Annotated in this window: 27 protein-coding genes; 21 read left to right on the top strand and 6 right to left on the bottom strand. The window is 65.1% G+C overall.

What is annotated here, in order from left to right; translation table 11 throughout:
• Nucleotides 1-5: 5 nt before the first annotated feature.
• Nucleotides 6-752 carry an SDR family NAD(P)-dependent oxidoreductase gene (locus tag AC1DYL_RS08575; RefSeq protein WP_477172815.1) on the top strand — a complete coding sequence of 249 codons (747 nt, stop codon included), beginning with the start codon at nucleotides 6-8 and terminating at the stop codon, nucleotides 750-752.
• Nucleotides 753-759: 7 nt separating this feature from the next.
• Here the strand turns inward: AC1DYL_RS08575 and AC1DYL_RS08570 are convergent, their stop codons facing one another.
• Nucleotides 760-2,226, bottom strand: a complete 1,467-nt coding sequence (locus AC1DYL_RS08570) for a xylulokinase (RefSeq protein WP_477172814.1) — start codon at nucleotides 2,224-2,226, stop codon at nucleotides 760-762.
• A gap of 129 nt (nucleotides 2,227-2,355) precedes the next feature.
• On the opposite strand from AC1DYL_RS08570, the gene AC1DYL_RS08565 reads away from it, so the two are divergent.
• Entirely contained in the window at nucleotides 2,356-3,708 is a 1,353-nt protein-coding gene (locus AC1DYL_RS08565; protein WP_477172813.1) for a Gfo/Idh/MocA family protein, read from the top strand.
• 51 nt (nucleotides 3,709-3,759) lie between these two features.
• Here AC1DYL_RS08565 and AC1DYL_RS08560 read toward each other — a convergent pair whose 3' ends face one another.
• Both AC1DYL_RS08560 and phnF read right to left on the bottom strand, forming a co-directional pair.
• The gene (locus tag AC1DYL_RS08560) at nucleotides 3,760-3,909 is read right to left on the bottom strand and encodes a hypothetical protein (RefSeq protein ID WP_477172812.1); all 150 of its coding nucleotides are present in this window, start codon (nucleotides 3,907-3,909) and stop codon (nucleotides 3,760-3,762) included.
• A gap of 25 nt (nucleotides 3,910-3,934) precedes the next feature.
• On the bottom strand, nucleotides 3,935-4,672 hold the full coding sequence (phnF, locus tag AC1DYL_RS08555; protein ID WP_477172811.1) for a phosphonate metabolism transcriptional regulator PhnF: 738 nt from the start codon (nucleotides 4,670-4,672) through the stop codon (nucleotides 3,935-3,937).
• Nucleotides 4,673-4,753: 81 nt separating this feature from the next.
• Here phnF and phnG point away from each other — a divergent pair, with 81 nt between their 5' ends.
• Genes phnG through AC1DYL_RS08540 form a run of 3 tightly spaced genes read left to right on the top strand, consistent with a single transcriptional unit; the run spans nucleotide 4,754 to nucleotide 6,897 of the window.
• The gene (gene phnG, locus AC1DYL_RS08550; RefSeq protein WP_477172810.1) at nucleotides 4,754-5,203 is read left to right on the top strand and encodes a phosphonate C-P lyase system protein PhnG; all 450 of its coding nucleotides are present in this window, start codon (nucleotides 4,754-4,756) and stop codon (nucleotides 5,201-5,203) included.
• Nucleotides 5,203-5,793: a phosphonate C-P lyase system protein PhnH gene (gene phnH / locus AC1DYL_RS08545; RefSeq protein WP_477172809.1), complete on the top strand. Its 591-nt coding sequence runs from the start codon at nucleotides 5,203-5,205 to the stop codon at nucleotides 5,791-5,793. Before phnG ends, phnH begins: the two co-directional genes overlap by 1 nt.
• 3 nt (nucleotides 5,794-5,796) lie before the next feature.
• Nucleotides 5,797-6,897 (top strand): carbon-phosphorus lyase complex subunit, encoded by a 1,101-nt coding sequence (locus AC1DYL_RS08540; protein WP_477172808.1) that lies wholly within the window; start codon nucleotides 5,797-5,799, stop codon nucleotides 6,895-6,897.
• A 2-nt stretch (nucleotides 6,898-6,899) separates the two neighbouring features.
• On the opposite strand, the gene AC1DYL_RS08535 is transcribed toward AC1DYL_RS08540, so the two are convergent.
• Complete coding sequence (locus tag AC1DYL_RS08535) at nucleotides 6,900-7,088, bottom strand: hypothetical protein (protein ID WP_477172807.1); 189 nt, start codon at nucleotides 7,086-7,088, stop codon at nucleotides 6,900-6,902.
• A 45-nt stretch (nucleotides 7,089-7,133) separates the two neighbouring features.
• Between AC1DYL_RS08535 and AC1DYL_RS08530 the strand changes: the two genes are divergently transcribed.
• The 9 genes from AC1DYL_RS08530 to AC1DYL_RS08490 all read left to right on the top strand — a co-directional run bounded on the left by AC1DYL_RS08530 (nucleotide 7,134) and on the right by AC1DYL_RS08490 (nucleotide 15,684).
• A complete protein-coding gene (locus AC1DYL_RS08530) occupies nucleotides 7,134-8,015 on the top strand; it encodes an alpha-D-ribose 1-methylphosphonate 5-phosphate C-P-lyase PhnJ (RefSeq protein ID WP_477173116.1) in 882 nt (293 codons plus the stop codon).
• Nucleotides 8,012-8,803 (top strand): phosphonate C-P lyase system protein PhnK, encoded by a 792-nt coding sequence (gene phnK / locus AC1DYL_RS08525; protein ID WP_477172806.1) that lies wholly within the window; start codon nucleotides 8,012-8,014, stop codon nucleotides 8,801-8,803. The genes AC1DYL_RS08530 and phnK overlap by 4 nt, the downstream gene beginning before the upstream one ends.
• Before the next feature lie 2 nt (nucleotides 8,804-8,805).
• Nucleotides 8,806-9,510, top strand: a complete 705-nt coding sequence (gene phnL / locus AC1DYL_RS08520; RefSeq protein ID WP_477172805.1) for a phosphonate C-P lyase system protein PhnL — start codon at nucleotides 8,806-8,808, stop codon at nucleotides 9,508-9,510.
• Nucleotides 9,507-10,118 (top strand): DapH/DapD/GlmU-related protein, encoded by a 612-nt coding sequence (locus AC1DYL_RS08515; RefSeq protein WP_477172804.1) that lies wholly within the window; start codon nucleotides 9,507-9,509, stop codon nucleotides 10,116-10,118. The genes phnL and AC1DYL_RS08515 overlap by 4 nt, the downstream gene beginning before the upstream one ends.
• A gap of 183 nt (nucleotides 10,119-10,301) precedes the next feature.
• On the top strand, nucleotides 10,302-11,138 hold the full coding sequence (phnC, locus tag AC1DYL_RS08510; RefSeq protein WP_477172803.1) for a phosphonate ABC transporter ATP-binding protein: 837 nt from the start codon (nucleotides 10,302-10,304) through the stop codon (nucleotides 11,136-11,138).
• 71 nt (nucleotides 11,139-11,209) lie between these two features.
• Complete coding sequence (phnD, locus tag AC1DYL_RS08505) at nucleotides 11,210-12,124, top strand: phosphonate ABC transporter substrate-binding protein (protein WP_477172802.1); 915 nt, start codon at nucleotides 11,210-11,212, stop codon at nucleotides 12,122-12,124.
• Between the two features lie 73 nt (nucleotides 12,125-12,197).
• The gene (gene phnE / locus AC1DYL_RS08500) at nucleotides 12,198-13,157 is read left to right on the top strand and encodes a phosphonate ABC transporter, permease protein PhnE (protein ID WP_477172801.1); all 960 of its coding nucleotides are present in this window, start codon (nucleotides 12,198-12,200) and stop codon (nucleotides 13,155-13,157) included.
• A 12-nt stretch (nucleotides 13,158-13,169) separates the two neighbouring features.
• The gene (phnE, locus tag AC1DYL_RS08495; protein WP_477172800.1) at nucleotides 13,170-14,486 is read left to right on the top strand and encodes a phosphonate ABC transporter, permease protein PhnE; all 1,317 of its coding nucleotides are present in this window, start codon (nucleotides 13,170-13,172) and stop codon (nucleotides 14,484-14,486) included.
• A 70-nt stretch (nucleotides 14,487-14,556) separates the two neighbouring features.
• Complete coding sequence (locus AC1DYL_RS08490) at nucleotides 14,557-15,684, top strand: alpha-D-ribose 1-methylphosphonate 5-triphosphate diphosphatase (RefSeq protein ID WP_477156369.1); 1,128 nt, start codon at nucleotides 14,557-14,559, stop codon at nucleotides 15,682-15,684.
• A gap of 57 nt (nucleotides 15,685-15,741) precedes the next feature.
• Here AC1DYL_RS08490 and AC1DYL_RS08485 read toward each other — a convergent pair whose 3' ends face one another.
• A complete protein-coding gene (locus AC1DYL_RS08485; RefSeq protein ID WP_477148040.1) occupies nucleotides 15,742-16,782 on the bottom strand; it encodes an ABC transporter ATP-binding protein in 1,041 nt (346 codons plus the stop codon).
• Between the two features lie 203 nt (nucleotides 16,783-16,985).
• Between AC1DYL_RS08485 and kynU the strand changes: the two genes are divergently transcribed.
• Nucleotides 16,986-18,206, top strand: coding sequence for a kynureninase (gene kynU / locus AC1DYL_RS08480; RefSeq protein WP_477172799.1), 1,221 nt, complete (start codon nucleotides 16,986-16,988; stop codon nucleotides 18,204-18,206).
• A 61-nt stretch (nucleotides 18,207-18,267) separates the two neighbouring features.
• Here the strand turns inward: kynU and AC1DYL_RS08475 are convergent, their stop codons facing one another.
• Nucleotides 18,268-18,621, bottom strand: coding sequence for a hypothetical protein (locus AC1DYL_RS08475; RefSeq protein WP_477148038.1), 354 nt, complete (start codon nucleotides 18,619-18,621; stop codon nucleotides 18,268-18,270).
• Between the two features lie 238 nt (nucleotides 18,622-18,859).
• On the opposite strand from AC1DYL_RS08475, the gene AC1DYL_RS08470 reads away from it, so the two are divergent.
• The 6 genes from AC1DYL_RS08470 to AC1DYL_RS08445 form a co-directional block, all read left to right on the top strand.
• The gene (locus tag AC1DYL_RS08470; protein WP_477148037.1) at nucleotides 18,860-19,381 is read left to right on the top strand and encodes a chemotaxis protein CheD; all 522 of its coding nucleotides are present in this window, start codon (nucleotides 18,860-18,862) and stop codon (nucleotides 19,379-19,381) included.
• 115 nt (nucleotides 19,382-19,496) lie between these two features.
• Complete coding sequence (locus AC1DYL_RS08465) at nucleotides 19,497-21,011, top strand: methyl-accepting chemotaxis protein (RefSeq protein ID WP_477172798.1); 1,515 nt, start codon at nucleotides 19,497-19,499, stop codon at nucleotides 21,009-21,011.
• A gap of 20 nt (nucleotides 21,012-21,031) precedes the next feature.
• On the top strand, nucleotides 21,032-21,895 hold the full coding sequence (locus AC1DYL_RS08460) for a CheR family methyltransferase (RefSeq protein ID WP_477172797.1): 864 nt from the start codon (nucleotides 21,032-21,034) through the stop codon (nucleotides 21,893-21,895).
• On the top strand, nucleotides 21,892-22,938 hold the full coding sequence (locus AC1DYL_RS08455) for a protein-glutamate methylesterase/protein-glutamine glutaminase (protein ID WP_477172796.1): 1,047 nt from the start codon (nucleotides 21,892-21,894) through the stop codon (nucleotides 22,936-22,938). The genes AC1DYL_RS08460 and AC1DYL_RS08455 overlap by 4 nt, the downstream gene beginning before the upstream one ends.
• A gap of 125 nt (nucleotides 22,939-23,063) precedes the next feature.
• Nucleotides 23,064-23,426: a response regulator gene (locus AC1DYL_RS08450; RefSeq protein WP_236884224.1), complete on the top strand. Its 363-nt coding sequence runs from the start codon at nucleotides 23,064-23,066 to the stop codon at nucleotides 23,424-23,426.
• A gap of 263 nt (nucleotides 23,427-23,689) precedes the next feature.
• The coding region (locus AC1DYL_RS08445; protein WP_477172795.1) for a cache domain-containing protein at nucleotides 23,690-24,918 on the top strand (1,229 nt) is incomplete at its 3' end.

Genomic DNA, 24,918 nt, shown 5'->3' with positions numbered 1-24,918 from the left:
ATTTCATGAACCAGATTGATCTCAACGGCCAGGTGGCCGTCATCACCGGCGGTGCGCAGGGCATCGGCTTCGCCATCGCCAAGCGCCTGGTCGCCTCGGGCGCCAAGGTCAGCCTTTGGGACATGAACGCCGAACTGCTCGCGAGCGCCAAGGCCGAGCTCGGCGCCGCTGCGTCGACCATTGCTGTGGACATCACCTCCTACGAGGCGATCGCCGCCGCCGTCGCGGAAGTCGAAAAGAGCCTCGGCAAGCTAGACATCCTCGTCAATTCCGCAGGGATCGCCGGCAAGAACGCCCCGCTCGACGAGTACGATCTCGACGAATGGCACCGCGTCATCGACATCGATCTCAACGGCGCGTTCTATGTCAACCGTGCCGTGCTGCCGGGCATGAAGGCTCGCAATTACGGCCGCATCGTCAACATCGCCTCGATCGCTGGCAAGGAAGGCAACCCGAACGCCTCCGCCTACGCCGCGGCCAAGGCCGGCGTCATCGGCATGACCAAGGCGGTCGGCAAGGAAGTGGCGAAATACGACATCGCCATCAACGCCATCACCCCGGCCACCGCCAAAACCCGCATCCTCGACGAACTGAAGCCCGAGTTCATCGACTACATGCTGAGCCGCATCCCCCGCGGCCGATTCCTCGAAGTCGAGGAAGCCGCCAACATGGTCGCCTGGCTGGTGAGCAAGGAAAACAGCTTCACGACGGCCTCGGTGTTCGACCTGAGCGGCGGGCGCGCCACCTACTGATTGCTCGTTACAGCCGATCCAGCGCTCCATAGAGCGGCGTCATCGCCGCTTCGATCTGCCCGAACAGCGGCATCATCCGCGCGTAGGTCTCGGCCCACTCGGGCACCGGCGCCACCTCGCGCTCGATCGACACCATCTGCGCTATCGCCTCTGCGATACTCACCCCCGCCGTCGCGTGCTGCGCCAGTATCGCGCCGCCGATCACGCCGCATTCCAGCACCCGCGGTACCAGGATCGGCGTCCCGTAGACGCTCGCCTTGATCTTCAGCCACAGGTCCGACCGTCCACCACCACCGGCCGCAATGAAGCGCTCCGGCCGCCCGCCATGCGCGGTAATCCGCTCGAACTGCCGGCCCAGCGCCATCGCCACACCCTCCAGGACCGCGCGGTTCAGCTCCGCCTTGCCATGCGTCGCCGTCAGCCCGAAGAACTGGGCCCGCGAATTGCGAGCCGGCCCCAGCCGCGCACCCGATAGGAACGGCAGGAAGAACAGCCCGTCCGAGCCGGCCACCGCCGCTTCCGCCGAGGTCTCCGTCGTGCCGTTGCCGATAGCGTTCGTCGCCCAGCGGATGGCATCGCCGCCGGCGTCGACCAGCGTGAACGCCCCCCACAGCCCACCCGGGACTGCCATATTGGCCACCTGCGGATCGTGAAGCGGGTCCGTCCGCAGCAGCGTGGCGATCGACGAAGTGCCGGCAATGTCCGACGCCATGCCGGCCTTGGCGGCACCGGAACCCAGCAGCGCCAGCGGCATGTCACCGCCGCCGGCCAGCACCGGCGTCCCCTCTCGCAGCCCGGTCTCCCGCGCCGCACCGCCGGTGACGGCGCCGATGATGTCCGCAGCGGCATGGATCGATGGCAGAAGGTCGCGGTTCAATCCCAGCGCCGAAACCAGCTCATCCGACCAGGTGCCCGAACGTGCATCGGTCAGAAAGCTGGTCGAGGCCTCGCTCCAGTCGGTGGCCCGCACGCCGGTCAGCCGCAGGTTGATGAAATCCTTCGGCGTCAGCGCCGTCTCGGCCGCGTCATAGGCCTCGGGCGCATGGTCGCGAAGCCATTGTAGCTTGAACGCGGGCCAGGCCGGGGTCGCCGGGTTGGCGGTGAGGTAGGCGTAGGACTCGTACGGCCGCGCCTGCTCCCAGGCCTCAACTTCCGCAGTCGAGCGCTTGTCGTTCCACAGCAGCACGCTGTCGCTCGCGAGCCCGTCGCCCGCGCCGATCAGCACCGTGCCGTGCATCTGCCCGCACACGCAAATCGCTCCGATCCGCCGGTCCGATTTGCCGGCCACCTCGCGGATCGCCTCGGCCGTCGCCGCCCACCAGGCGGTGGCGCTCTGCTCTGCCCAGGCGAAGCGCGGGATGGTCTGCGCGAAGCCGCGGCTGGCGAATGCGGTGATGGTGCCGCGCCGGTCGACCAGTGCGGCGCGGACGCTCGAAGTGCCGAGGTCGACGCTGAGAGTGAGATCGTCCGTCATCGCGCGGGGTGTTGTCCGTTCTAATCGCGGCCCGTTGTCCGGCCGGGAGTAGAGACCATCCGCCCCCAGCTAAGCAAGCACCCGGAACCGACGAAGGGCCGACTTGACTAAGTAACCAGACGGTGAATTATGCATGGGCGGCCTGCGGGAGGAATCCGGGTCGTATCCATCCGGACGAGGACTACCCAATTGAAATACGCGATAGTTGGCGTCGGTGGGCGCCATGCCATGTTCCGCAAAGCGATCACCCAGACGCACGCGGAGGGCAACGACCTGGTCGCGCTCTGCGACGTGAATGAGACGCGGCTCGCCCTCTCCGCCGGCAAGATCCCGAAGCAGGGCAACGGCATCGCCACCTACGAGGCAGCCGATTTCGACCGGATGATCGCCGAGCAGCAGCCCGACACGGTGATCGTCACCACGCCGGATTACCTGCATCACGAGTACATCGTCGCGGCGCTGAAGGCCGGCCGCAACGTGATGACCGAAAAGCCGATGACGGTCGATTTGCAGAAGCTCCGCGCAGTGCTCGAAGCGCAGCAGCAGAGCGGCAAGAAGCTCACCGTCACCTTCAACTATCGCTACACGCCGGCCCGCACGCAGCTCAAGGACCTGCTGATGTCGGGCGTCATCGGCGACATCACCGCGGTGGATTTCCGCTGGTACCTCGACCGCGTGCACGGCGCCGACTATTTCCGCCGTTGGCACCGCTACAAGGAGAAATCCGGCGGGCTGCTGGTGCACAAATCCACCCACCATTTCGACCTGATGAACTGGTGGGTCGCCTCGACCCCCAAGACCGTCAGCGCCAACGGCAAGCGGGTGTTCTACACACCTGAGATGGCCGAGGAGCTCGGGCTCGGTGGCCATGGCGAGCGCTGCCACGGCTGCCCCGTGTTCGACAAATGCGACTACCGGCTCGATCTCGCCGGTGACCCAGCGCTGCGCGAGCTGTACCTCGATGCCGAAGGTGACGACGGGTACCTGCGCGACAAGTGCGTGTTCGCCGACGACATCACCATCGAAGACACCATGCAGGTGCAGGTGAAATACGCCAACGACGTGTTCCTCAACTATACGCTCTGCGCCTACAGCCCCTGGGAAGGGCTGGAGATCAAGTTCCACGGCACCAAGGGCGAGCTGACACACCGGCATGTCGAAGTGCACGGCGTCTTCGGCGGCGTGCGCGACAAGGTGCAGGAAGACGCCATGAGCACGACGCTGCACCTCGCCGGCGGCTTGCCGGAGGCTGTCGACGTGTGGGCCGGCCACGGCGACCACGGCGGTGCCGACCCGGTCATGCTGGGCTACCTGTTCGAGCCCGAGAGCATGGAACCGGATCGCTACAACCGCGCCTCGACGCACAAGGAAGGCGCCTGGTCGATCCTCACCGGCATCGCGGCGAACGCGTCGATTGCGTCGGGGCAGACCGTGGATGTGGACAAGATGCTGGCGGAGGCGGGGATCAATCTGGCGCGGTAGTGCGTGGGGCCACCCCCACCCTTGATCCCTCCCCACAAGGGGGAGGGAGACCTAAGGCCAGAGCACCAGGCTTCGCCCAACCTCCAGCAGCATGATCCCTACAGCCGATAGCGTCGTCAGGACGGCCAGCGTTCGTTCAAACCAGTGCAGGCGGTGCCGGTGGGTTACGCGGTGACCGTCGTGATCGGCATTGGCTTCCATTTTCCCCTCCATTTGTCCGTAAGAGCTAAACCACCAGTTCCATCCGGTCCGCCGGAAACCGCGTCAACATCGCGTGGATCGGCACCCCGTCCGCATCCAGATCCACTGCGTCCGACACCAGCACTACCGACCCCGGCGCCAGCTTCAGCGCCTGCGCCTCATCGGTTGTGGCGTGCCGCGCCGAAATCCGCGTCGAGCCGCGTGAATAGTCCTCGATGCCGTAGCGCTTCAGCGCCGCCGTAACCGACCCGGCCTCCACGTAAGCCGCATCGAACCCGGCGAACCGCGCTTCCGGCAGCCAGCCCGTCGCGCGTGCCAGCGGCCGGCCATCGGCGAATGATACGGTCTCCTGCCGGATCAGCCGCGTCCCCAGCTTCACCGCCAACGCCTCCGCCAGCCGCGCCGTCGCCCGCTCGATCTTCGATGACAGCAACTGGCTGCTGCGCTGCCGCACCTGTCCCGCCAAGCCCTCGGAAAACCGCGTGCGCCGCCCGATCGGATAGCTCAGCCGTCGTGCCTCAGCGACGAAGGTGCCGCGCCCATGCTCGGCGCGCAGCACGCCTTCCTCCTCCAGCACCGCGAGGGCCCGGCGCACCGTATGCCGGTTGACGCCGAAGCGTTCGGCCAGCGTCAGCTCGCCATCCAGCTTGTCGCCGCTCTCCAGCTTGCCGCCGATGATCTCGAGGCGGATGGCGTCGGCGATCTGGCGCCACAGCGCCACCCCTCCGGCAGGGGCGATTTCGGTTCGGCTCAAGATTGTCATTGCATCTTCACACGGTCGGCCTATAGCGGGGCGAAACGACAGTACTTGTCTATTTTACTATACAAGTTGGAGCAAGAGCCAATGTTTGAGGCGCCTGCGAATAACCCCCGCCAGGAGGCGATGGCGGTGTTGAGCCACGCCACGCCGAAGCGGCTCGGCGAGCTCTGGGCCGCCTGGTCCGACAAGCCCGCCTATCACAAGGTGCGGGGTCCGGAGACCGGGCTGGTGATGGTGCGCGGCCGCGCCGGTGGCGGCGGCAATGCTTTCAATCTCGGCGAAGCGACGGTGACCCGCGCCACGGTGCGGCTCGAAACCGGCGAGGTCGGCCATGCCTATTGCCTCGGACGCGACGGCGACAAGGCGGTGCAGTCGGCGCTGTTCGACGCGCTGCTGCAGCGCGATGCCGAAGCCGTCGAAACGCTGGTGCTGAAACCGCTGCGCGAAGAGCAGGCGGCGGCCGATGCCAAGCTCCGTGACGAGACCGCGGCCACCAAGGTCGACTTCTTCACCATGGTCCGGGGAGACAATTGATGGAGACGACAATCGAGGGCGGTTTCGCCGACCTAGTGCTCGGCGCGCAGAACGTCTTCCGCGCCGTCATGAACGCGCTGGCCCGTCCGGGCACGGTGCAATCGATCGCCTCGGACGCTGCACCGCCGGCACCGCTCACCCCGGAACTCGGCGCCGTGGCGCTGACCCTCTGCGATCACGACACGCTGGTCTGGCTGGACCCCGTCCTCGCCGCTAACGAGGCCGTGGTGAAGTGGCTGGCCTTCCACTGCGGCGCGCCGCTGACATCAGATATCGGCGAGGCGGCGTTCGCGCTGGCCACCGATGCAAGCCAGTTGCCGCGCCTCGAAGCCTTCGGGCAGGGGACCGACGAGTACCCGGATCGCTCGACCACCGTCGTGCTGGCTGTCGACACGGCCAAGCAGGCCGTGACCCTCAAAGGCCCCGGTATCAGGGATCAGCTTACCACCGAGCTGCCGCTCCCCGGCGGCGACTTCCTCGACCAGTGGGCCGAGAATCGCACTCGTTTTCCGCGTGGCGTCGACCTGCTGCTCGTTCGCGACGGCACGGTTGTCGGCCTGCCGCGCACCACCCGCATTTCGGAGGCCTGAGCCATGTATGTTGCCGTCAAGGGCGGCGAGGCCGCCATTGCCAATGCCCACCGGTTGCTCGCCGATCGCCGCCGCGGCGATCGCTCGGTGCCGGCCTTGCGCCTCGACCAGATCATCGAACAGCTCGGCCTCGCAGTCGATCGCGCCATGGGCGAGGGCTCGCTCTATGACCGCGAGCTCGCGGCGCTCGCCATCGTCCAGTCGCGCGGCGACCTGATCGAGGCGATCTTCCTCGTTCGCGCCTATCGCACCACGCTGCCGCGCTTCGGCTACTCGAAGCCGATCAATACGGCGGCGATGAAGATCGAGCGGCGCGTCTCGGCGACGTTCAAGGATCTGCCGGGCGGCCAACTGCTCGGCCCCACATTCGACTACACGCACCGGCTGCTTGATCCCTCGATCGCCGAAGGCGCTGAGGTCGATGACCCGGCGGCCCGGCTTAGCGACGACGAGCATGCGCCGCGCGTCACCGACCTGCTCGACCATCAGGGACTGATCGAGCCCGACGTGTCTGAGCCGCAGGACGAGATCGGCGATCTCACCCGCGAGCCGCTGGAGTTTCCGCTCAACCGCGATCGGCGCCTGCAGGCACTGGCCCGTGGCGACGAGGGGTTTCTCCTCGCGCTCGGCTATTCGACGCAGCGCGGCTATGGCCGCTCGCACCCGTTCGTCGGTGAAATCCGCATCGGCGAAGTCGAGGTCGAACTTGACATCCCGGAACTCGGCTTTGCCGTGAACCTCGGGCGCATCCGGGTCACCGAGTGCCAGATGGTCAACAAGTTCAAGGGCAACGCCAAGGTGCCGCCGCAGTTCACCCGCGGTTACGGCCTCGTCTTCGGCCAGGCCGAGCGCAAGGCCATGGCGATGTCGCTGGTCGATCGCTCGCTGCGCGCCGGCGAACTCGGCGAGGACGTGAACCACCCAGCACAGGACGAGGAGTTCGTCATCTCCCACTCCGACAACGTGCAGTCGACCGGCTTCGTCGAGCACCTGAAGCTGCCGCACTACGTCGATTTCCAGGGCGAACTCGGGCTGCTGCGCGAAATGCGCGCCGAGCACGACATCGCCGACGAAGCGGAAGCCTACCCGGAGGCGGCAGAATGACCTCACTCTCCGCCGCCATCACCACCACCGTCGCCACCCCCATCGGCGTCCGCCCCAGAGGCGCTCGCTCCGCCAGCGTCACCGTTGTCGCTACCGCGCGGACGCCGGCCACTGCTGCGCGCGGCAAAGAACAAAATCACGAGCGCGACAGCAAATACCGGGATCCAGCGCCAGTCGAATTCCACAGCCATCAGGTCTTCCTTGAGCCTATGCGTCCCGCGATAAGAGGCTAGCCGATAATGAATATCGCCAAGTACAACTTCGCCTATCTCGACGAGCAGACCAAGCGGATGATCCGCCGGGCCATCCTCAAGGGCATCGCCATCCCCGGCTACCAGGTGCCGTTCGCTTCCCGCGAAATGCCGATGCCCTATGGCTGGGGCACCGGCGGCGTGCAGGTCACCGCCTCGATTATCGGGCCGGACGACGTGCTCAAGGTCATCGACCAGGGCGCCGACGACACCACTAATGCCGTCTCGATCCGGGCCTTCTTCGCCAAGGTCGCCAATGTCGCGGTGACGACGCATACAGAAGAAGCGACGATCATCCAGACGCGGCACCGCATTCCGGAGGCCAAGCTCACCGAGGGTCAGGTGCTGGTCTACCAGGTGCCGATCCCCGAGCCGCTACGCTTCCTCGAGCCGCGCGAAACCGAGACGCGCAAGATGCACGCGCTCGAGGAGTACGGGCTGATGCACGTCAAGCTCTACGAGGACATCGCAAAGCAGGGCCGCATCGCCACGACCTATGCCTACCCGGTGAAGGTCGAGGGCCGCTACGTCATGGATCCCTCCCCGACGCCGAAGTTCGACAACCCCAAGATGCACATGTCGGAGGCGCTGCAGCTGTTCGGCGCCGGCCGCGAAAAGCGCATCTACGCTGTGCCGCCCTACACCGAAGTGGTGAGCCTCGATTTCGAGGATCACCCGTTCGAGATCCAGCATTTCGACGAGCCGTGCGCGCTCTGCGGCGCCACTGGAGTCTACCTCGACGAGGTCATCCTCGATGACAAGGGCGGGCACATGTTCGTCTGCTCGGACACCGACAACTGCGAGGACCGCGGCGAGCATGGCCATCGCGGCAAGCTCGCCGGCCATGCCCTGGAGGCAGCGGAATGACCACCAAAGTTTCAGCTACCGAACCGTTGCTTCGGGTCACCGAACTCTCGAAGTTCTATGGCAGCCGCATGGGTTGCGCCGACGTGTCGTTCGAACTCTGGCCCGGCGAGGTGCTGGCGGTGGTCGGCGAATCCGGCTCGGGCAAGACGACGCTGCTCAACTGCCTCTCGACCCGGCTGGAGCCGACCTCCGGCGTCGCTGAGTATCGGATGCGCGATGAAGTCTGGCGCAATCTCTACGATCTCAGCGAAGCCGAGCGCCGCTTCCTGATGCGGACCGACTGGGGGTTCGTCCACCAGAACCCGGCCGATGGCCTCCGTATGACCGTCTCCGCCGGCGCCAATGTCGGCGAGCGGATGATGGCGGTGGGCGACCGGCACTATGGCAAGATCCGCTCCACCGCCATCGAGTGGCTCGGCCGCGTCGAGATCGCCGAGGATCGCGTCGACGACGAGCCGCGCGCCTTCTCCGGCGGCATGAGGCAGCGGCTGCAGATCGCCCGCAACCTCGTCACCCATCCTCGACTCGTCTTCATGGATGAGCCGACCGGCGGGCTCGACGTGTCGGTGCAGGCGCGCCTGCTCGACCTGATCCGCGGGCTCGTCTCTGATCTCGGGCTCTCGGCCATCATCGTCACCCACGATCTGGCGGTGGCGCGGCTGCTGTCGCACCGGATGATGGTGATGAAGGACGGCTACGTGATCGAGCAGGGGCTCACCGACCGGGTGCTCGACGATCCGCGCGAGCCCTACACCCAACTTCTCGTTTCCTCGATCCTGCAGGTGTGACGATGACCGCACTTATGACTGTTCGCGACGTCGCCAAGAGTTTCACGATGCACCTGCGGGATGGTATTGTATTGCCGGTGGTCAACGGCGTCGATTTTGAGGTCCGTGCAGGCGAATGCGTGGTGCTCGGCGGCCCCTCCGGCGCCGGCAAGTCGTCGCTGCTCAAGATGGTCTACGGCAATTACGGCGTCGATGCCGGCTCGATTTCGCTGATCCACCACGGCCAACCGGTGGACCTCGCGACCGCCAGCCCGCGTACCGTGCTCGACCTCCGCCGCGACACCATCGGCTACGTCAGCCAGTTCCTCCGCACCGTGCCGCGCGTTTCGACGCTCGATGTGGTGGCCGAGCCCCTGGTCAGCCGCGGCACCTCGCGCGACGAAGCCACCGCGAAGGCCCGCGAACTCCTCGCCCGGCTCAATCTGCCGGGGCGGCTGTGGTCGCTGCCACCCGCCACCTTCTCCGGCGGCGAGCAGCAGCGCGTGAACATCGCCCGCGGCTTCATCACCCCGCATCCGGTGTTGCTGCTGGACGAGCCGACGGCATCGCTCGACGCCACCAACCGCGCCGTAGTCGTCGAGATGATCGCCGAAAAGAAGCGCGCCGGCGTCGCGCTCCTTGGCATCTTCCACGACGAGGAGGTCCGTGGTCAGGTCGCGGACCGGATCGTCGATGTCACCCAGTTCGCCCCAAGGAAAGCCGCGTGAAACTCTCGGAGACGCCTGTCATCCACCCGACCGCCAGCGTCAAGGATTCCGTACTCGGCAAATACACCGAGATCGGCGCCAACTGCGACGTTCACCGCTCAACGCTGGGGGACTATTCGTACCTCGTCGACGGTACCCAGGTCGCCTATGCCGAGATCGGCAAGTTCGCCAACATTGCGGCGAACGTCCGGATCTATGCATCCAAGCACCCGATGCAGCGCGCCTCGCTGCACCACTTCACCTATCGATCGAGCTGGTATTTTGAAGGCGAGGCCGATGACGCAGCGTTCTTCGACTGGCGCGCCGACAACGGCATCAGCATCGGCCACGACACCTGGATCGGCCACGGCGCGGTGATCATGCCCGGGGTGAGGGTCGGCCACGGTGCCATCATCGGCTCCAACGCGGTGGTCACCAAGGACGTTGCGGACTTCGCCATCGCCGTCGGCGTTCCCGCCAAGCCGATCCGCCAACGCTTCCCCAGCCCCATCGCCGATCGCCTGCTGGCGCTCAGCTGGTGGGACTGGGAGCACGAGAAACTGCATCAGGCGCTGCCGGATTTCCGCGCGCTGGAGATCGAAGCATTCCTCGAGACGTACGAAAACTAGCGCCGAAGCGGCGTTGTGACGACTATCGATCAGTTGATGGCGTGGCGAAAATGCTGCGCCCTCAATGCTTTAGCGGACGTGACTCTGCCCTTTTCCACTGTCATGAACACGTCACCGAACCTTCATCCGTGCTTCGCGTTGCGGCCTTAGGTGTCAGTCCCGTTGCTAGCGGGGTGCACGCGCATGCTGAAGATTTCCAAGGTGTCGCGACGGTTCGGCGCAAAGACGGCGGTCGACAACGTCAATCTGGAAATCCCCCAAGGCCAGATGGTCGGGATCATTGGCCGCTCAGGTGCCGGCAAGTCGACGCTGCTGCGGATGATCAACCGGCTCACCGATACCTCGGAAGGCACCATTGCCTTCGGCGGCCGCGACGTCACCACACTGGGCGGCGCGGCGCTGCGCGAATGGCGCTCCGACTGCGCCATGATCTTCCAGCAGTTCAACCTGGTGCCGCGCATCGACGTGCTCACCAATGTGCTGCTCGGCCGGCTCAACGGCCGCTCGACGCTGATGAGCCTGTTCAACGTCTTCACCCACCAGGAGCGCGTCGATGCCATCAAGGCGCTCGACCGGCTCGACATCGCCCAGGTAGCTCTGCAGCGGGCCGGCACCCTTTCGGGCGGCCAGCAGCAGCGCGTCGCCATCGCCCGGGCGCTGATGCAGACGCCAAAGATGATCCTCGCCGACGAGCCGATCGCGTCGCTCGATCCGCGCAATGCGCAGGTGGTCATGGACTCGCTGAAGGCCATCAACGAGCAGCAGAAGATCACCGTCATCACCAACCTCCACACCCTCGATACCGCCCGCAACTACTGCGAGCGGATCATCGGCATGGCGCAGGGCCGCGTCGTCTTCGACGGCACGGCGGACGAACTGACCGAGGCCGCGGCGCGCGAGATCTACGGTGCCGATGGCCTGAAGGAGGCCTTCTCGGAGGCCATTACCTCGACTTCGATCCGGGGCTTCACGCCGCCGCCGGTCACTCAAATCCGCGCCGAACCCGTACTCGTCAACTGACGGCGGCGCGTAGCGACTTTCCCAATCCCGCACATGCAAGGCGGGGCGGAAACCTTCAACAGGAGAGATTTATGCTGAAGAACATTCTTCTGAGCACCGTGGCGCTCGTCGCCATGGGCGCCTCTGCGACCACCACCTTCGCCCAGGAAATCAAGGAATTCCGCATCGGCATTCTTGGCGGCGAAAACGAAGCCGACCGGCTGCGCAACTACCAGTGCCTCGCCGACCACCTCAAGGAAACCTTTGGCTTCGAGAAGGTCTCGCTGTTCCCGGCCGCCGACTATGATGGCGTGATCCAGGGCCTGCTCGGCGGTACCCTCGACGTCGCCGGCCTCGGCGCCTCGGGCTATGCCAAGATCTTCCTCGCCGACCCCAAGGCCGTGGTGCCGATGTTCACCACCCAGCAGACCGACGGCTCGACCGGCTATCACTCGATCGCGCTGGCTCGCAAGGACTCGGGCATCACCGACATCATGTCCGCCAAGGGCAAGAAGCTCGGTTACGCCGATCCGGACTCGACCTCGGGCTATCTGATCCCGCTGACCCAGATCCCGACCACCACGGGCGAGGCCAACGACAAGTTCTTCGCCGCGACCTCGTTCAATGGCGGTCATGAGAACAACGTGCTTGCCATGCTCGACGGCAAGGTCGACGTGGCTGTTGACGACGCCTCGGGCGTTGGCGAGTTCACCGACGGCTGGACCTCGGGCACCGCGCACAAGATGGTCGCCAAGGGCATGCTCGACATGAACGACGTCGTGGAAGTGTGGCGCTCGCCGCTGATCCCGAACGGCCCGACCGTCGCCCGCACCGCGCTCGGCGATGAGTGGATCAAGAAGATCAACGACTTCTACATGGAACTGCCGAAGACCGACGTGGCCTGCTTCAACGCCATCGAAGGCGGCGACTTCACTGGCTATGTCCCGGTGAAGCCGGAGTTCTACCAGCCGATCATCGACGCCCGCAAAGCGTCGATCGGCGGCTGATCCAAGGATCGTTTGGGGCGGGTGCGACGAGCACCCGCCCCAAGTCTATCCAGCGACAGGCCAGACCCAGCCCATGACCCTCACCGCACCCGACGCCGGCTCGGACGTCGTTCATCACGTCGACAGTGCCTGGCGCAAGCTCAGCGCCCAGCGCCGGCTCTACAGCTTCATCGGGCTGGGGCTGCTCGCCGTCGTGCTGTTCTTCTCGTTGAAGTTCGCCGACGAGAGCAATGCGGGCCATTTCGTCGAGCGCCTGCCGCATCTGTTTGATTTCACCTCGTGGCTGATCCCGCAGGACTGGAACGACGTCTGGCGCGCTCTGCTCGACCTGCCAACGCCGAACGACACCGGGACCTTCGAGACCAACTTCCCCGACGGACGGCTGCAGGTTACCCCCGACTTCTACATCCCCGAGTACTTGCACCTGATGGTCATCACCATCAACGTGGCGCTGGTCTCGACGATGATCGGCTTTATCGGCGCCTTGGGCCTGGCGTTTCTCGCCGCCCGCAACATGATGCCGATCGCGCCGGTGCGCTTCTTTGTGCGCCGCTTCATGGAAATTCTCCGCGCCTTCCCCGAAATCGTCGTCGCCGGGTTCTTTGCCGCGGTCCTTTCCCTTGGCCCGATCGCAGCGATCTTTGCGGTGGGCATGCATACGATCGGCGCGCTCGGCAAGCTGTTCTACGAGGTGATCGAGAACATCGACATGAAGCCCGACGAGGGGCTGAAGGCGGCCGGCGGCAATTGGCTGGAGCGGGTGCGCTTCGGGGCCATGCCGCAGGTCACGCCGAACTTCACCTCCTATGCGCTGCTGCGTTTCGAGATCAATGTGCGCGCCTCGACCATCATCGGTGCGGTAGGCGGCGGCGGTATCGGCGAAGAGCTGAAGCTCTCGATCTCGCGCGGCTTCGGCGCCAAGACTTTGGCGCTGATCGCACTGCTGTTCATCACCATCTTCGTCATCGACCAGTTCTCCGGCTGGCTTCGCAAGAAGCTCGTCGGCGACCATGCGTTCCTCGTTTCGGCCTGAGGTGAACTTGAAATGACCGACCTCAGCATCGAACAACGCTTTCCTGCGGTATTCCGGCAATCGCTGGCCAAGCGCTTCCTGCCGCTGGTCCTGCTCATTGGAGTGGTGCTCTACTTCGCCTATGCGGTGTGGTTCTTCGCGCTGTCGAGCGTCCTGGCTGACGCCAAGTGGGATCGTGCCGGCAACATGCTGGCGCAGTGGATCAGCTATGACATCTCCACCGAGTTCCGGCTCGACGGCGCCACCATCGAGCCGAAATGGCCGCGCTTCGGACCGCTGGGCAACGACCCCAATCCGGACTGGATCATCGCCGAGGGCAATGGCGCGACGACGGTCGAGATTGCCGGGCCGGGTACGGCGACGACGTTCTCCAAGGCCAATGTGAGCGTAACCTACGAAGGCCAGACGGTGGTGATCCATCGCGGCGAGGTGCCGCGCATCGAGGGCCCGCAACCCGACTGGCTCGCCATCAAGGGGAGCGACGTCGTGGCCGATTTCGGCTTTGCCGGTAACGTTCGCGTGTCGCCGGAGCGGGTCAAGATCAACAAGCGCGTGCTCGGCTGGGCCAACTTTGTCTTCGATACGAACTCGCCCTATTTCGGCAAATCGGCTGGCGAGGTGTGGGCGCTGTTGTGGAACCCAGAGCGGCTCGACCCCAATCACAGCAACCTCGAACTGGCCTTCGACAACATCTGGAACAACGGCTCCTGGCAGCATGGCGACGTGTGGGTCAAGCTGCTGCAGACCATCGTCATGGCGCTGGTCGGCACGCTGTTCGCGTCGTTGATCGCTTTCCCACTGGCGTTCTTCGCCGCGCGCAACATCACACCGTCCGGCTTTGCCAATCACGGGGTGAAGCGGTTCTTCGACTTCCTGCGCTCGGTCGACATGCTGATCTGGGCGCTGTTCTTCACCCGCGCCTTCGGGCCGGGACCGCTCGCCGGCATCGGCGCGATCTTCCTCACCGAGGTCGGGACGCTCGGCAAGCTCTACTCCGAGGGACTCGAGAACATCGACGACAAGGAGCGCGAGGGCATCAAGTCGGTGGGCGCCAGCCCGACCCAGGTGCAGCGCTATGGTGTCGTGCCGCAGGTGCTGCCGGTAATGATCTCGCAGACGCTGTACCAGTGGGAGTCGAACACCCGTTCGGCGACCATCATCGGTGCGGTGGGCGCCGGTGGTATCGGGCTGAAGCTCTGGGAGGCGATGCGCACCAATTCGAACTGGGCCAACGTCTTCTACATGGTGATCCTGATCCTCATCGTGGTGTTCGTGTTCGACAACATCTCGAATGCGCTGCGCTCGCGACTGATCGGCCGGCAGCAGTAGCTTTCGCCTCGCCTTCTTTCGGCTGTCACAATTGTTCGCTAGGCGCGGGGCCTAACGGGAGCGACCTCCAATGACCGACGAACTGATCCTCACCAATGCCCGCATCGTGCTTGCCGACGAGGTGATCCTCGGCTCGGTGAAGGTCACCGATGGTCGCATCACCGATGTCGGCGCGCCGTTCGCCGGTGGCATCGATCTCGACGGCGACTACCTGATGCCGGGCTTCGTCGAGCTCCATACCGACCACATGGAAGGTCACTACGCGCCGCGCCCCGGCGTGCGCTGGAACCCGATCGCATCGGTGCAGGCGCATGACGCGCAGGTCGCGGCTTCCGGCATCACCACGGTGTTCGACGCACTGCGTGTCGGGCTCAATGATGACAGCGGCATGCTGGCGGAGGATTTCCTGAAGCTCGGCGCGGCGATTCATGCCGGCGTCGATGCCGGGTGGCTGCGTGCCGACCACTACATCCACCTGCGCTGCGAAGTGGCGGCGCCCGATTGCCTTGAGTCTTTCGCCGCCTTCGAGGGCGACCGGCTCGTGAAGCTCGCTTCGCTGATGGACCATTCGCCAGGGCAGCGCCAGTTCGCTTCGGTCGAGGCCTATCGCAACTACTACCAGAAGAAAAAGCGCATGTCGGACGCCGAGTTCGAAGCCTTCGCCGAGCGGCGGACGCGTGAGTCGGCCGAGTTCGCATTGCCGCATCGCGACGCGATTTCCGGCAAAGCACGAGAGATGGGCATCGTCCTTGCCAGCCACGACGACGCGACGGTCGAGCAGGTGGCGGACGCCACCGCGCGCGGCATCAGGATCGCCGAGTTCCCCACCAGCCTCGAAGCGGCGCAGGCGTCGCGCGATGGCGGCATGTCGATCCTGATGGGAGCGCCCAACGTCGTGCGTGGCGGCTCGCATTCGGGGAACGTCTCGGCCCGCCAGCTGGCCGAGGCCGGGCTGCTCGACATCCTGTCGTCGGATTATGTGCCGTTCAGCCTGATGCAGGCGGTATTCTCGCTGGAAGATACCATCACCCTGCCCGAGGCAGTGGCGATGGTGACGCGCCATCCGGCCGGTGCCGCCGGGTTCGAGGATCGCGGCGAGATCGCCGTCGGCAAGCGCGCCGATCTGGTGCAGGTCGCCAGCCTCGAGGGCGTGCCCGTGGTGCGCACAGTGTGGCGCGAAGGGCGGCGGGTGCTCTAGAAACAGTGAGACCGCCGCAATTCCCTGCGGCGGTCTCACTCAATTCTACGCTGAACCTCAGTTCACGCGCTTGCCGTCCTTGTTGAACAAGTGGACGACCGAGAGGTCCGGGGCCACCTTGATCTTCGAGCCCGGCTGCGCGGTGATGCGCTCGCGGAAGATGCCGTTGATCGACTGCGTGCCGATGCGGCCGATGACCTGGGTTTCCGAACCGGTCGGCTCCAGCACGATGACCTCGATCTCGATGCCGTTCGGATCGAGGTGCAGGTGCTCGGGGCGGATGCCGTAGATGGCGGCGTCGGTGGCGCCCGGAATGGTCGGGAGCAGGATGCCGTCGGTGGTCTTGAAGCCCTCGGGTGTGGTCTGGCCGTTGATGAAGTTCATCGACGGGGAGCCGATGAAGCCGGCGACGAAGGTGTTGAGCGGACGATCATACAGGTCGAGCGGGGTGCCCATCTGCTCGATGACGCCGTCGCGCATGACCACGATCTTGTCGGCCATGGTCATGGCTTCGACCTGGTCGTGGGTCACGTAGATGGTGGTGGTCTTCAGCCGCTGGTGCAGTTCCTTGATCTCGGAGCGCATCTGCACGCGGAGCTTCGCGTCGAGGTTGGACAGCGGCTCGTCGAACAGGAAGACCTGCGGATCGCGCACGATGGCGCGGCCCATGGCGACACGCTGGCGCTGGCCGCCCGAGAGCTGGCGCGGCTGGCGGTCGAGAAGCTTTTCGAGGCCGAGGATCTGCGCGGCGCGATCGACCTTGGCCTTGATCTCGGTCTTGGGCACGCCCTTGAGCTTCAACGAGAAGCCCATGTTCTGCGCCACCGTCATGTGCGGGTAGAGCGCGTAGTTCTGGAACACCATGGCGATGTCGCGTTCCTTGGGCGGCAGGTCGTTGACCACGCGATTGCCGATGCCGATCTCGCCCGAGGTGATTTCCTCGAGGCCGGCGATCATGCGCAGCAGGGTAGACTTGCCGCAGCCCGACGGGCCGACCAGCACGACGAATTCGCCGTCGGAAATGTCGACCGACACGCCCTTCAGCGCTTCAAAGCCGCCGTAGTGCTTGCCGGCCTTGTTGATGGTTACAGGTGCCATGAGGTTCCTCGTCCCTAGCGCGGGGAGTGTGCCCGCTTTCCCCCGCACCTTCGGCGACAGGTTCGGCCAGCGTCAAGGCGGGTTCGTGCGGCATAATACCAAAGTCTAAGAAAACTCTAATACTAAAGTAGCATACCGTGTGGCGAAGAGACCTGTTGGCGGGCTGGCTTGCCCTTCCCGTTCGAGCCGCTATTGATCAAGGCATGACCGACATCACCGCTCTCGACGCCGCAGACCCGTTCGCCCGCACCCGGACGCTGTTCGACCTCCCGGATGGCATCATCTACCTCGATGGCAACTCGCTGGGAGCGCTTCCGCGGGCGGTGAAGGCGCGAGTCAACGACGTCGTCGCCACGCAATGGGGCGAGGGGTTGATCCGGAGCTGGAACACCCACGACTGGATCGACCTGCCGAGCCGGGTCGGCGAGCGCATCGCCAAGCTGATCGGAGCGGCGCCGGGGACGGTGATGGTAGCCGACTCCACCTCGGTGAACCTGTTCAAGGCGCTGGTGACGGCGCTGCGGCTGCGGCCGGGGCGCAAGGTGATCCTCTCCGAGCGGCACAACTTTCCAACCGACGCCTACATCGCGGCGGGTGTGGCCGAACTCTTGGGGCAGGGGCACGAACTGCGGTTGGTGGAAGCCGGAGAGATTCCCGGAGCGCTGAGCGACGACGTGGCCGTACTGATGTTGACCGAGGTCGACTACCGCACCGGGGCGCGGCTCGATATGGCTAGGCTGACTGCCGCGGCGCACGCTGCCGGGGCGCTAACAGTGTGGGACCTGGCGCATTCCGCAGGAGCGTTCCCCGTCGATCTCGGCCGGGCCGATGCGGATTTCGCAGTTGGGTGCGGTTACAAATATCTCAACGGCGGGCCGGGGGCGCCTGCATTCATCTACGCGGCGCCACGGCATCTCGACGGACTGCAGCAGCCGCTGACCGGGTGGTTGGGCCATGCAGCGCCGTTCAGCTTTGCCGAGACATATCGGCCCGCCGAGGGCATCGGCGCGATGCGCGTGGGCACGCCGTCAGTGTTGTCGATGTCGGCACTGGATGCCGCGCTCGATGTGTTCGATGGCGTCGATCTCACGGCACTGCGCGTCAAGGCAGATGCACTGTTCGAGCTGTTCACCAGCGAGGTGGCGCGGCTTGCGCCGGAACTGCAACTTGCGACGCCGACCGATTGGGCTCGGCGCGGCACACAGGTATCACTGCGGCATCCCGAGGCTTATGCGGTGATGCAGGCACTGATCGCCGCCGGGGTGATCGGCGATTTCCGCGAGCCGGATATTCTGCGCTTCGGGCTGACGCCGCTCTATCTCAGCTTCGCCGATGTGCAGAGGGCGGCGGGCATTCTGGGGGAGGTGATGAGAACCGGAGCGTGGGACCGGCCGCAGTACAAACTGCGAGCCAAGGTCGTCTGACGCCAAGGGCGTTCATTGCTGTTCATCGTTGCGGCGATCGGGCGGCGCTGGCGCGGCAATCTCAGAACAGTTCGGCTTCGCCGTGCACACCATGAGCGGCGCTACCCGAGAGGGTAGGCACGCGCAACTCGTCGAGCACCAGGCTCGACCAGATTTCTTCATAGACCGAATCCGGCGCGGTCGGCGGCAGCAGGGCGAACTGGCGCACGGCCAGTGCCATGTTCTGGCAGCGCTGCTCGATCCGGTCCTGGCCCTGGAGCGCGTTGACGATGATCCGGGCCGCCTCGCGTCGCGCTTCGTCAGCCGACATCGACCTGTCGGCGAGGAGTTCGAGGGCCTGCGTGACGCCTTCCACCATGCCGGCGGTCTGACGTGCGGTTTCATCGAGCTCGCGGGCGAGCCTTTGGAGAGACATGTAGAGCTAAACCCCCGTAGTACGTTTCGACCATAGCGCGGATTTCTGAATGGCTCCTTGCGAATGCGGCGGGTCAGGGTCAACGCGAGCGGTTTGGTTAGCGCTTCACTAACGAATTGACGGTAACGATGACATACTAGGTTTTCTCGGGTCGAACGTTACTATGGTCTTGTCGAGTTCACTGCCTCCCGAGTTCGATCGTGGTGTGGTGACGACCGTACATCAGGGTGATTGCCTGGTGTCGAACGAGCCCGACCTCACCTTCTCCACCGTGCTGGGCAGTTGCATTTCGGCCTGCGTCCGCGACCGCGTCGCGAACGTCGGCGGGATGAACCACTTCCTACTCGCCGAACAGTCGGCGTCGGCGGCCGATCGCTACGGCGCCTCGGCGCGCTATGGCGCGTTCGCCATGGAACAACTGATCAACAAGGTGCTGACGCGCGGCTCGGGCCGCAAGGCCAACCTCGAGATCAAGGTTTTCGGGGGCGGCAAGATCAACGGTGCGCTCGACGATATCGGGCTCAAGAACATCGAGTTCGTGCGCGAGTTCCTCGCCAATGAAGGCTACGAGATGGCCAAGGAAGATCTCGGCGGCACCTACGCGCGCCGCGTGATGTTCAAGCCTTACTCGGGCAGGGCGTTCATCAAGCGGCTCGACAACACCGCCAACGCCTCGATCGCCAAGGAAGAATTGGCGGTTGCCGCCAGCCGCCGCAGCATCATCACCAAGCCGGTGGTCGACGACATCGAACTGTTCTGAGTGGGCAGCCTTACCAAGTCGTTACGCGTAGGCCGCGCAGTATAGGTTTGATTAACCATTCCGGTTTTAGGGTCGCGGCGAGGGCCTGGGGAGGCCCGTCGGGGCTCGGTGATTCGTGCGGCGCTTCAGCGTAGCGCTCATCGCTAATCTTTGCTGGCTTGCCGCCGCGCTGATCGCGCTCGGCGGCGTGTTGCTGTACGGCGTCGGTCTAGCCAGCGCGGCGCTGGCGGTTCTGGCGACACTTGGCGCGATGGCCGGGTCGATGATCGTGGCGTTGCGCGCTGACCATGCATTTGCCGGGCGACTTGCGGCAATCGGGCAAGCAGTAGGCGTGCGGGCCGGCGAGGCGACCAGCCTCGAGGCGATCGTCCAAAGCCTCTGCACCCGGCTGGATCGGGCCTACAACTTCAAGTCAGCGTTCTCCAGCATGCGGCAACCAGCGGCGCTGGTCGATGCCGATGGCGAGGTGCTCGGGGTCAGCAATGGCCTGGCGCTGGTGGAGCCGAGGGCCGAGGAGGGCGGGCTGATTTCGGATGTGCTGGGCGGCGGCGTGCTGCTCGAGGACATGGCCGAGGAGAGTATCGCCGTGGTGGGCGACCGGCGTTACGTGGCTGAGCGGCGGGAACTGGGAGGCGGCCGCTCGATCATCGAGTTTACCCCGGCGGGCCATCACATTGCCGACGATGACTTCGACGCATTCGTCACGGCGCTCGGCAACGGCCGAACCGGTTTCAGGTTCGACGACTGGGGCATGCAGCATTCGCCCGCGCTGAAGGCGCTGGGCGGGGCGCTGGAACAGCTCGATCGCGGCGTGAAGGCGATCGGGCAGTTGCTGGCAGGCGAAGAGGTCGACGCGCTGTTGCTGATGGGCTCGGGTGGCCTAGCGCCGGAGGTGCGGCGCTTCGGTGCGATGCTCGAAGCCATCCTCGACGAGCGCGACGAGGCGGTGGCGGCCAAGGAACAGCTCGAAGCCAAGATGGAGGCGATCCTCCGAGCCATCGACCGCTACCGGGCCAGTGTCAGCAGTCTTGCGGAACTGGCGGACCAGAGCAGGGTAGGGCTCACTGTCGCGTCGAGCGCCATCGAGAAAGGCCGGGTCAAGGCACAATCGGTGCGCACTCTGGAGCGGCAGGCGGTGGCCCTGGCGGCAGATGCCGCGCTGGCGGTGCAGCGCACCAGTGTGTCGGTGGGTGGCGTCGAGAGCACGACGGCCGAGATCGACCGTATGGTCAACAATATCGAGGACGTGAGTTTCCGCACCAATCTGCTGGCGCTCAACGCCGCGGTCGAAGCGGCGCGGGCCGGAGAGAAGGGAGCGGGCTTCGCCGTGGTGGCCGCCGAAGTCCGGACGCTGGCTCAGGCGACGCAGAAGGCGGCACGGGAGATCAAGTCGCTGGTCGGCGCGTCGCGGCGCGAGGCGAGTGCGTCGGTGGCGGAGACCGCATCGCTCAAAAAAATACTGTCCGGGCTCGGCGGGCATTTAGAGAATCTAAGCAATGAGACGGACATGATCGCCGGTGCACTGGATGAGGGCAGCGGCGCCATCGCCCGGCTGGACGGCAGCGTAGCTGCGGTCGGGTCGGAGGCGGCAAGAGCCCTGCAACTCCCGGCGCGCAGACGACAGGCCTAGAACGGGCCGCAGGGGGCAGTATGGAACAGGGCGAATTTGCCCTCAGTGACCGCGAGTTCAATCGGGTCAAGGCACGCGTCTATCAGGAAGCCGGGATATCGCTGTCGGAGGCCAAGCGCACGCTCGTCGTGTCGCGGCTCGGCAAGCTGGTGCGCACGCTGCGGCTCAACTCGTTCGATGCCTATCTCGACTATCTCGAGCAGCGGGGAACACCGGCCGAAGCGCAGGATTTCGTCAACGCGTTGACAACTAACCTGACGCGGTTCTGGCGTGAGGATCACCATTTCGAGCATCTCGAAAATTACGTGCGCCAGTTGATGGCGCAGCGGCCACGGATGGGGGCGAATGGGCGCCCGAAGCTCCGGATCTGGTCGGCAGGTTGCTCCACGGGGCAGGAGCCCTACACCATCGCGCTGGGCCTGCTCGCTGCCCTTCCCGAGCTCAAGCGCTGGGACTTCCGCATCCTCGCGACCGACATCGACACCAATGTCGTGGCGAAGGCGGCCGGCGGGGTCTACCCCGAGGCAGAGCTCAACGGGCTATCGCGGGAACGAAGTGCCCTGTTCGAGCGAGCGGGTGCCGGACAGGTGCAGATCCCTGCGGCGGTGCGCGAGCTGATCTCGTTCAAGCCGCTCAACCTGATGAACAACCCGTGGCCGATGCGGGGCCCGTTCGATGCGGTGTTCTGCCGGAACGTGGCGATCTATTTCGACAAGAAGACACAGGGCGAACTGTTCTCGCGGCTCGGGGCGATCCTGGTGCCGGAAGGGTTCCTCTATATCGGGCACTCGGAGAACCTGGGTGCCGGCGGCAGCAACTTCCGGCTGGTGGGCAAGACCATTTACCAGGCCCGGACACAGCAGAAGGCTAGGGACGCAGCATGAGCATCAAGGTGCTGGTCGTCGACGATTCCGCACTCATTCGCGAGGTGCTGAGCCGCACCTTGGGCAAGGACGGCGACATCGTAGTGGTGGGCACGGCCGAAGACCCGATCGAGGCGCGCAGCAAGGTCAAGGATCTCAACCCGGACGTGGTGACGCTCGATATCGAGATGCCCAACATGAACGGGCTACAGTTCCTCGACAAGTTGATGCGGCTCCATCCCCTGCCGGTGGTGATGGTTTCGACCCTGACCACCAAGGGTGCGAGCGAGACGCTGCTGGCGCTGGAACTGGGCGCGGTGGATTTCGTCGCCAAGCCCAATGCCACGCTGTCGGGTGGGCTCGATGCGTTTGGCGAGAACCTGCGCCAGAAGGTGCGGGCGGCAGCCAATTCCGACGTGAAGGGCCGCGCCTTGAAGGCACCGCCGGCCAAGGTGCCGGTGCGCACTGCTGCCGCGCCGAACGGTGCGCTGATCGCCATCGGCGCGTCAACCGGCGGGGTCGAAGCGATCCGCGTGGTGCTGAGCCAGATGCCGCCGGACTGTCCGCCGATCGTCATAGCGCAGCATATGCCGGCGGGGTTCACGACGCGCTTTGCCGGCAGGCTGGACGAACTGACCGAGCTGACGGTCGTCGAAGCCGAGGACCGGCTGCCACTGCTGCCGGGGCATGCCTACGTAGCACGGGGCGATTTCCATCTCCGGGTCGAGCGCAGCTCGGGCCAGTTGAAGTGCCGGGTCACACAGGACGAACTGGCGTCGGGACACCGGCCGAGCGTCGATGTGCTGTTCGAATCCGTGGCCAAGACCGTCGGGTCGATGGCGGTGGGCGCGATCCTCACAGGTATGGGTCGCGATGGCGCGCGCGGGCTGAAGCTGATGCGCGATGCCGGCGCCTACACGGTGGGGCAGAGCCAGGCCTCGGCGCTGGTCTACGGCATGCCGCGCGTGGCGTTCGAAGAGGGCGCGGTGATCGAGCAGGCGCCCGTCGAGAGTATCGCGGCCCGGCTGGCGGCGGCACTGACGCGGCTCAAATCCGCAGCATAACGCGGCTATCGATTGAAGGTTTGGTAACGGAAAGTGCCTAGGGTTTTTCGATACGCGACCCGTGCGTTTCCCGGGCAGCTAGAAGGCGCAGCGTAACAATGCCGAAGGCAAGTGCAGTTAGCGTGATGATCGTGGATGACCAGCAGTCGATGCGGGGCATCTGCAAATACATCCTCACCCAGCTGGGTTTCACCAACATCGTCGAAGCCAAATCGGGGCGCGATGCCCTCGGCAAGCTCGAAAAGAGCAGTGTCGACCTGATCATTTCCGATTGGAACATGGACGATATCGACGGGCTGACGCTGCTGCGCGTCATCCGCAAACACCCCAAGACGCAGGCGATGCCCTTTATCATGGCCACCGGCCGCTCCGACAAGGAGCAGGTCAAGGAAGCGATCTCCTCGGGCGTGAACAACTACATCATCAAGCCGTTCGACGCCTCGACGATGAAGAAGCGCATCGAGGCGGTGATCGGGGTGTTGTCCTAGGGCGTTCCGCCTAGCGCCGAAACCGCCAAGGCCGCCTTCCGGGCGGCCTTTGTTTTTGCGCCCGATGTAATCGACTACACGCCCGGAAACGCTGGGGCGGCTACGCATCGTTCCGTAACACGAAATTAATCCGCCATGCCTAGTCTTTGCGCAGTCGTGCATGGGCCTTGGGGGATGAGGTCGACGTAGTGGCGGGCGGACGATTCCGGCCTGCCTTCAACGTTTCCACCCCTCAGCAGGCCGCCACTCTGGGGGAGGATGGCATGGGTTGGCTTCCGAAGTTCAAGATCGCGCAAAAGTTGCCGCTGGCGCTGGTCGGGTCAGCTCTGCTGGTCAGCGCGGGGGTCGGTATCGCCAGCTATCTCATCGGCTCGAGCACGGTCGACCGGATGAGCATCCGGCAGATGCAGATGGTGGCCGATGACCGGGCGAAATCGTTCGAGACCTACCTCGAGACCATCCAGTCCGACCTGGTGAACCAGGCGGCGGCGGAGAGCGTGCAGACGACGCTACGCGACTTCGCCATCGGCTGGGGCCAGTTCGCGACCTCGAAGCCGGCGGTTGATCCGATCGCCACGTTGCGCGGCAACTATATCGACAACAACCCGAACGCCGCCGGGGCTCGGCAGGCGCTCGATACGCCGGTGCAGGCGCCGGGCGCCAAGAAGTGGAACTATGATTTCCTCCACTCCAAGGTGCACCCGAATTTCCGCCGCCAGCTCGAAGCGCGCGGCTATTCGGACCTGTTCCTCCTCGATCCCAAGGGGAACCTCGTCTACTCGGTGATGAAGAACGACGATTTCGCCCGAAACTTCGGTGAAGGTGGTGATCTCGCCGATAGCGGTCTCGGCCGGGCATTCCGCGCCGCGGCGGCATTCACCGAGCCGGGCAAGGTCGCCTTCGAGGATCTGAGCCTTTACGCAGTGGCCGGCATGCCTGCGAGCTTTCTCGCGACGCCCGTGTTCGATCCGCGCAACAAACTGGTCGGGGTGATGGCGATCGAGATGCCGATCGCGTCGATCAATGCCATGATGCAGGACAATGCCAACCTCGGGCAGACCGGCGAGAGCTTCCTCGTCGGCGCCGACAAGCTGTTGCGCTCGGACTCGGTATTTTCGGAGGGCGACGACACGCTCACCGCGAGCTATGACGGCCCGGTGGTGGACGCGGCGCTCGCCGGCGCCGATGGCAACGGCGTTACCACCAACTACCGCGGCATGCGGATGCTGGCAACGGCCACGCCGGTGACGTTCAACGGCACCAGTTGGGCCATGGTGACCACGATGGGCGAGGACGAAGTGTTCACGCCGGTGGTCGAGATGCGCAACACGATGCTGCTGGTGGGTGCCGGGCTGCTCGCAGCGGCGGCGCTGCTGGGGTTCCTGTTCTCGCGCAGCATTTCGAAGCCGATCAGCCGGCTGACCGATACGATGGGCGCGCTGGCCCAGGGTAACCTCGAGGTCGAGGTGAAGGGCGCTGAACGCAGCGACGA

Source organism: Devosia sp. P1_H9, from assembly GCF_056405135.1.
This window is presented reverse-complemented; position numbering and strand designations above follow the sequence as displayed.

Excerpts from the sequence above, each read along its gene's own strand:
- phnL (WP_477172805.1), top strand. The coding sequence starts at position 8,806 with ATGACCGCACTTATGACTGTTCGCGACGTCGCCAAGAGTTTCACGATG.
- phnE (WP_477172801.1), top strand. The coding sequence starts at position 12,198 with ATGACCCTCACCGCACCCGACGCCGGCTCGGACGTCGTTCATCACGTC.
- AC1DYL_RS08450 (WP_236884224.1), top strand. The coding sequence starts at position 23,064 with ATGATCGTGGATGACCAGCAGTCGATGCGGGGCATCTGCAAATACATC.
- phnH (WP_477172809.1), top strand. The coding sequence starts at position 5,203 with ATGGAGACGACAATCGAGGGCGGTTTCGCCGACCTAGTGCTCGGCGCG.
- phnG (WP_477172810.1), top strand. The coding sequence starts at position 4,754 with ATGTTTGAGGCGCCTGCGAATAACCCCCGCCAGGAGGCGATGGCGGTG.
- phnC (WP_477172803.1), top strand. The coding sequence starts at position 10,302 with ATGCTGAAGATTTCCAAGGTGTCGCGACGGTTCGGCGCAAAGACGGCG.
- AC1DYL_RS08455 (WP_477172796.1), top strand. The coding sequence starts at position 21,892 with ATGAGCATCAAGGTGCTGGTCGTCGACGATTCCGCACTCATTCGCGAG.
- AC1DYL_RS08490 (WP_477156369.1), top strand. The coding sequence starts at position 14,557 with ATGACCGACGAACTGATCCTCACCAATGCCCGCATCGTGCTTGCCGAC.
- AC1DYL_RS08540 (WP_477172808.1), top strand. The coding sequence starts at position 5,797 with ATGTATGTTGCCGTCAAGGGCGGCGAGGCCGCCATTGCCAATGCCCAC.
- AC1DYL_RS08570 (WP_477172814.1), bottom strand. The coding sequence starts at position 2,226 with ATGACGGACGATCTCACTCTCAGCGTCGACCTCGGCACTTCGAGCGTC.
- AC1DYL_RS08475 (WP_477148038.1), bottom strand. The coding sequence starts at position 18,621 with ATGTCTCTCCAAAGGCTCGCCCGCGAGCTCGATGAAACCGCACGTCAG.
- AC1DYL_RS08460 (WP_477172797.1), top strand. The coding sequence starts at position 21,032 with ATGGAACAGGGCGAATTTGCCCTCAGTGACCGCGAGTTCAATCGGGTC.
- kynU (WP_477172799.1), top strand. The coding sequence starts at position 16,986 with ATGACCGACATCACCGCTCTCGACGCCGCAGACCCGTTCGCCCGCACC.
- phnD (WP_477172802.1), top strand. The coding sequence starts at position 11,210 with ATGCTGAAGAACATTCTTCTGAGCACCGTGGCGCTCGTCGCCATGGGC.
- phnE (WP_477172800.1), top strand. The coding sequence starts at position 13,170 with ATGACCGACCTCAGCATCGAACAACGCTTTCCTGCGGTATTCCGGCAA.
- phnF (WP_477172811.1), bottom strand. The coding sequence starts at position 4,672 with ATGACAATCTTGAGCCGAACCGAAATCGCCCCTGCCGGAGGGGTGGCG.
- AC1DYL_RS08560 (WP_477172812.1), bottom strand. The coding sequence starts at position 3,909 with ATGGAAGCCAATGCCGATCACGACGGTCACCGCGTAACCCACCGGCAC.
- phnK (WP_477172806.1), top strand. The coding sequence starts at position 8,012 with ATGACCACCAAAGTTTCAGCTACCGAACCGTTGCTTCGGGTCACCGAA.
- AC1DYL_RS08565 (WP_477172813.1), top strand. The coding sequence starts at position 2,356 with ATGCATGGGCGGCCTGCGGGAGGAATCCGGGTCGTATCCATCCGGACG.
- AC1DYL_RS08535 (WP_477172807.1), bottom strand. The coding sequence starts at position 7,088 with ATGGCTGTGGAATTCGACTGGCGCTGGATCCCGGTATTTGCTGTCGCG.
- AC1DYL_RS08575 (WP_477172815.1), top strand. The coding sequence starts at position 6 with ATGAACCAGATTGATCTCAACGGCCAGGTGGCCGTCATCACCGGCGGT.
- AC1DYL_RS08485 (WP_477148040.1), bottom strand. The coding sequence starts at position 16,782 with ATGGCACCTGTAACCATCAACAAGGCCGGCAAGCACTACGGCGGCTTT.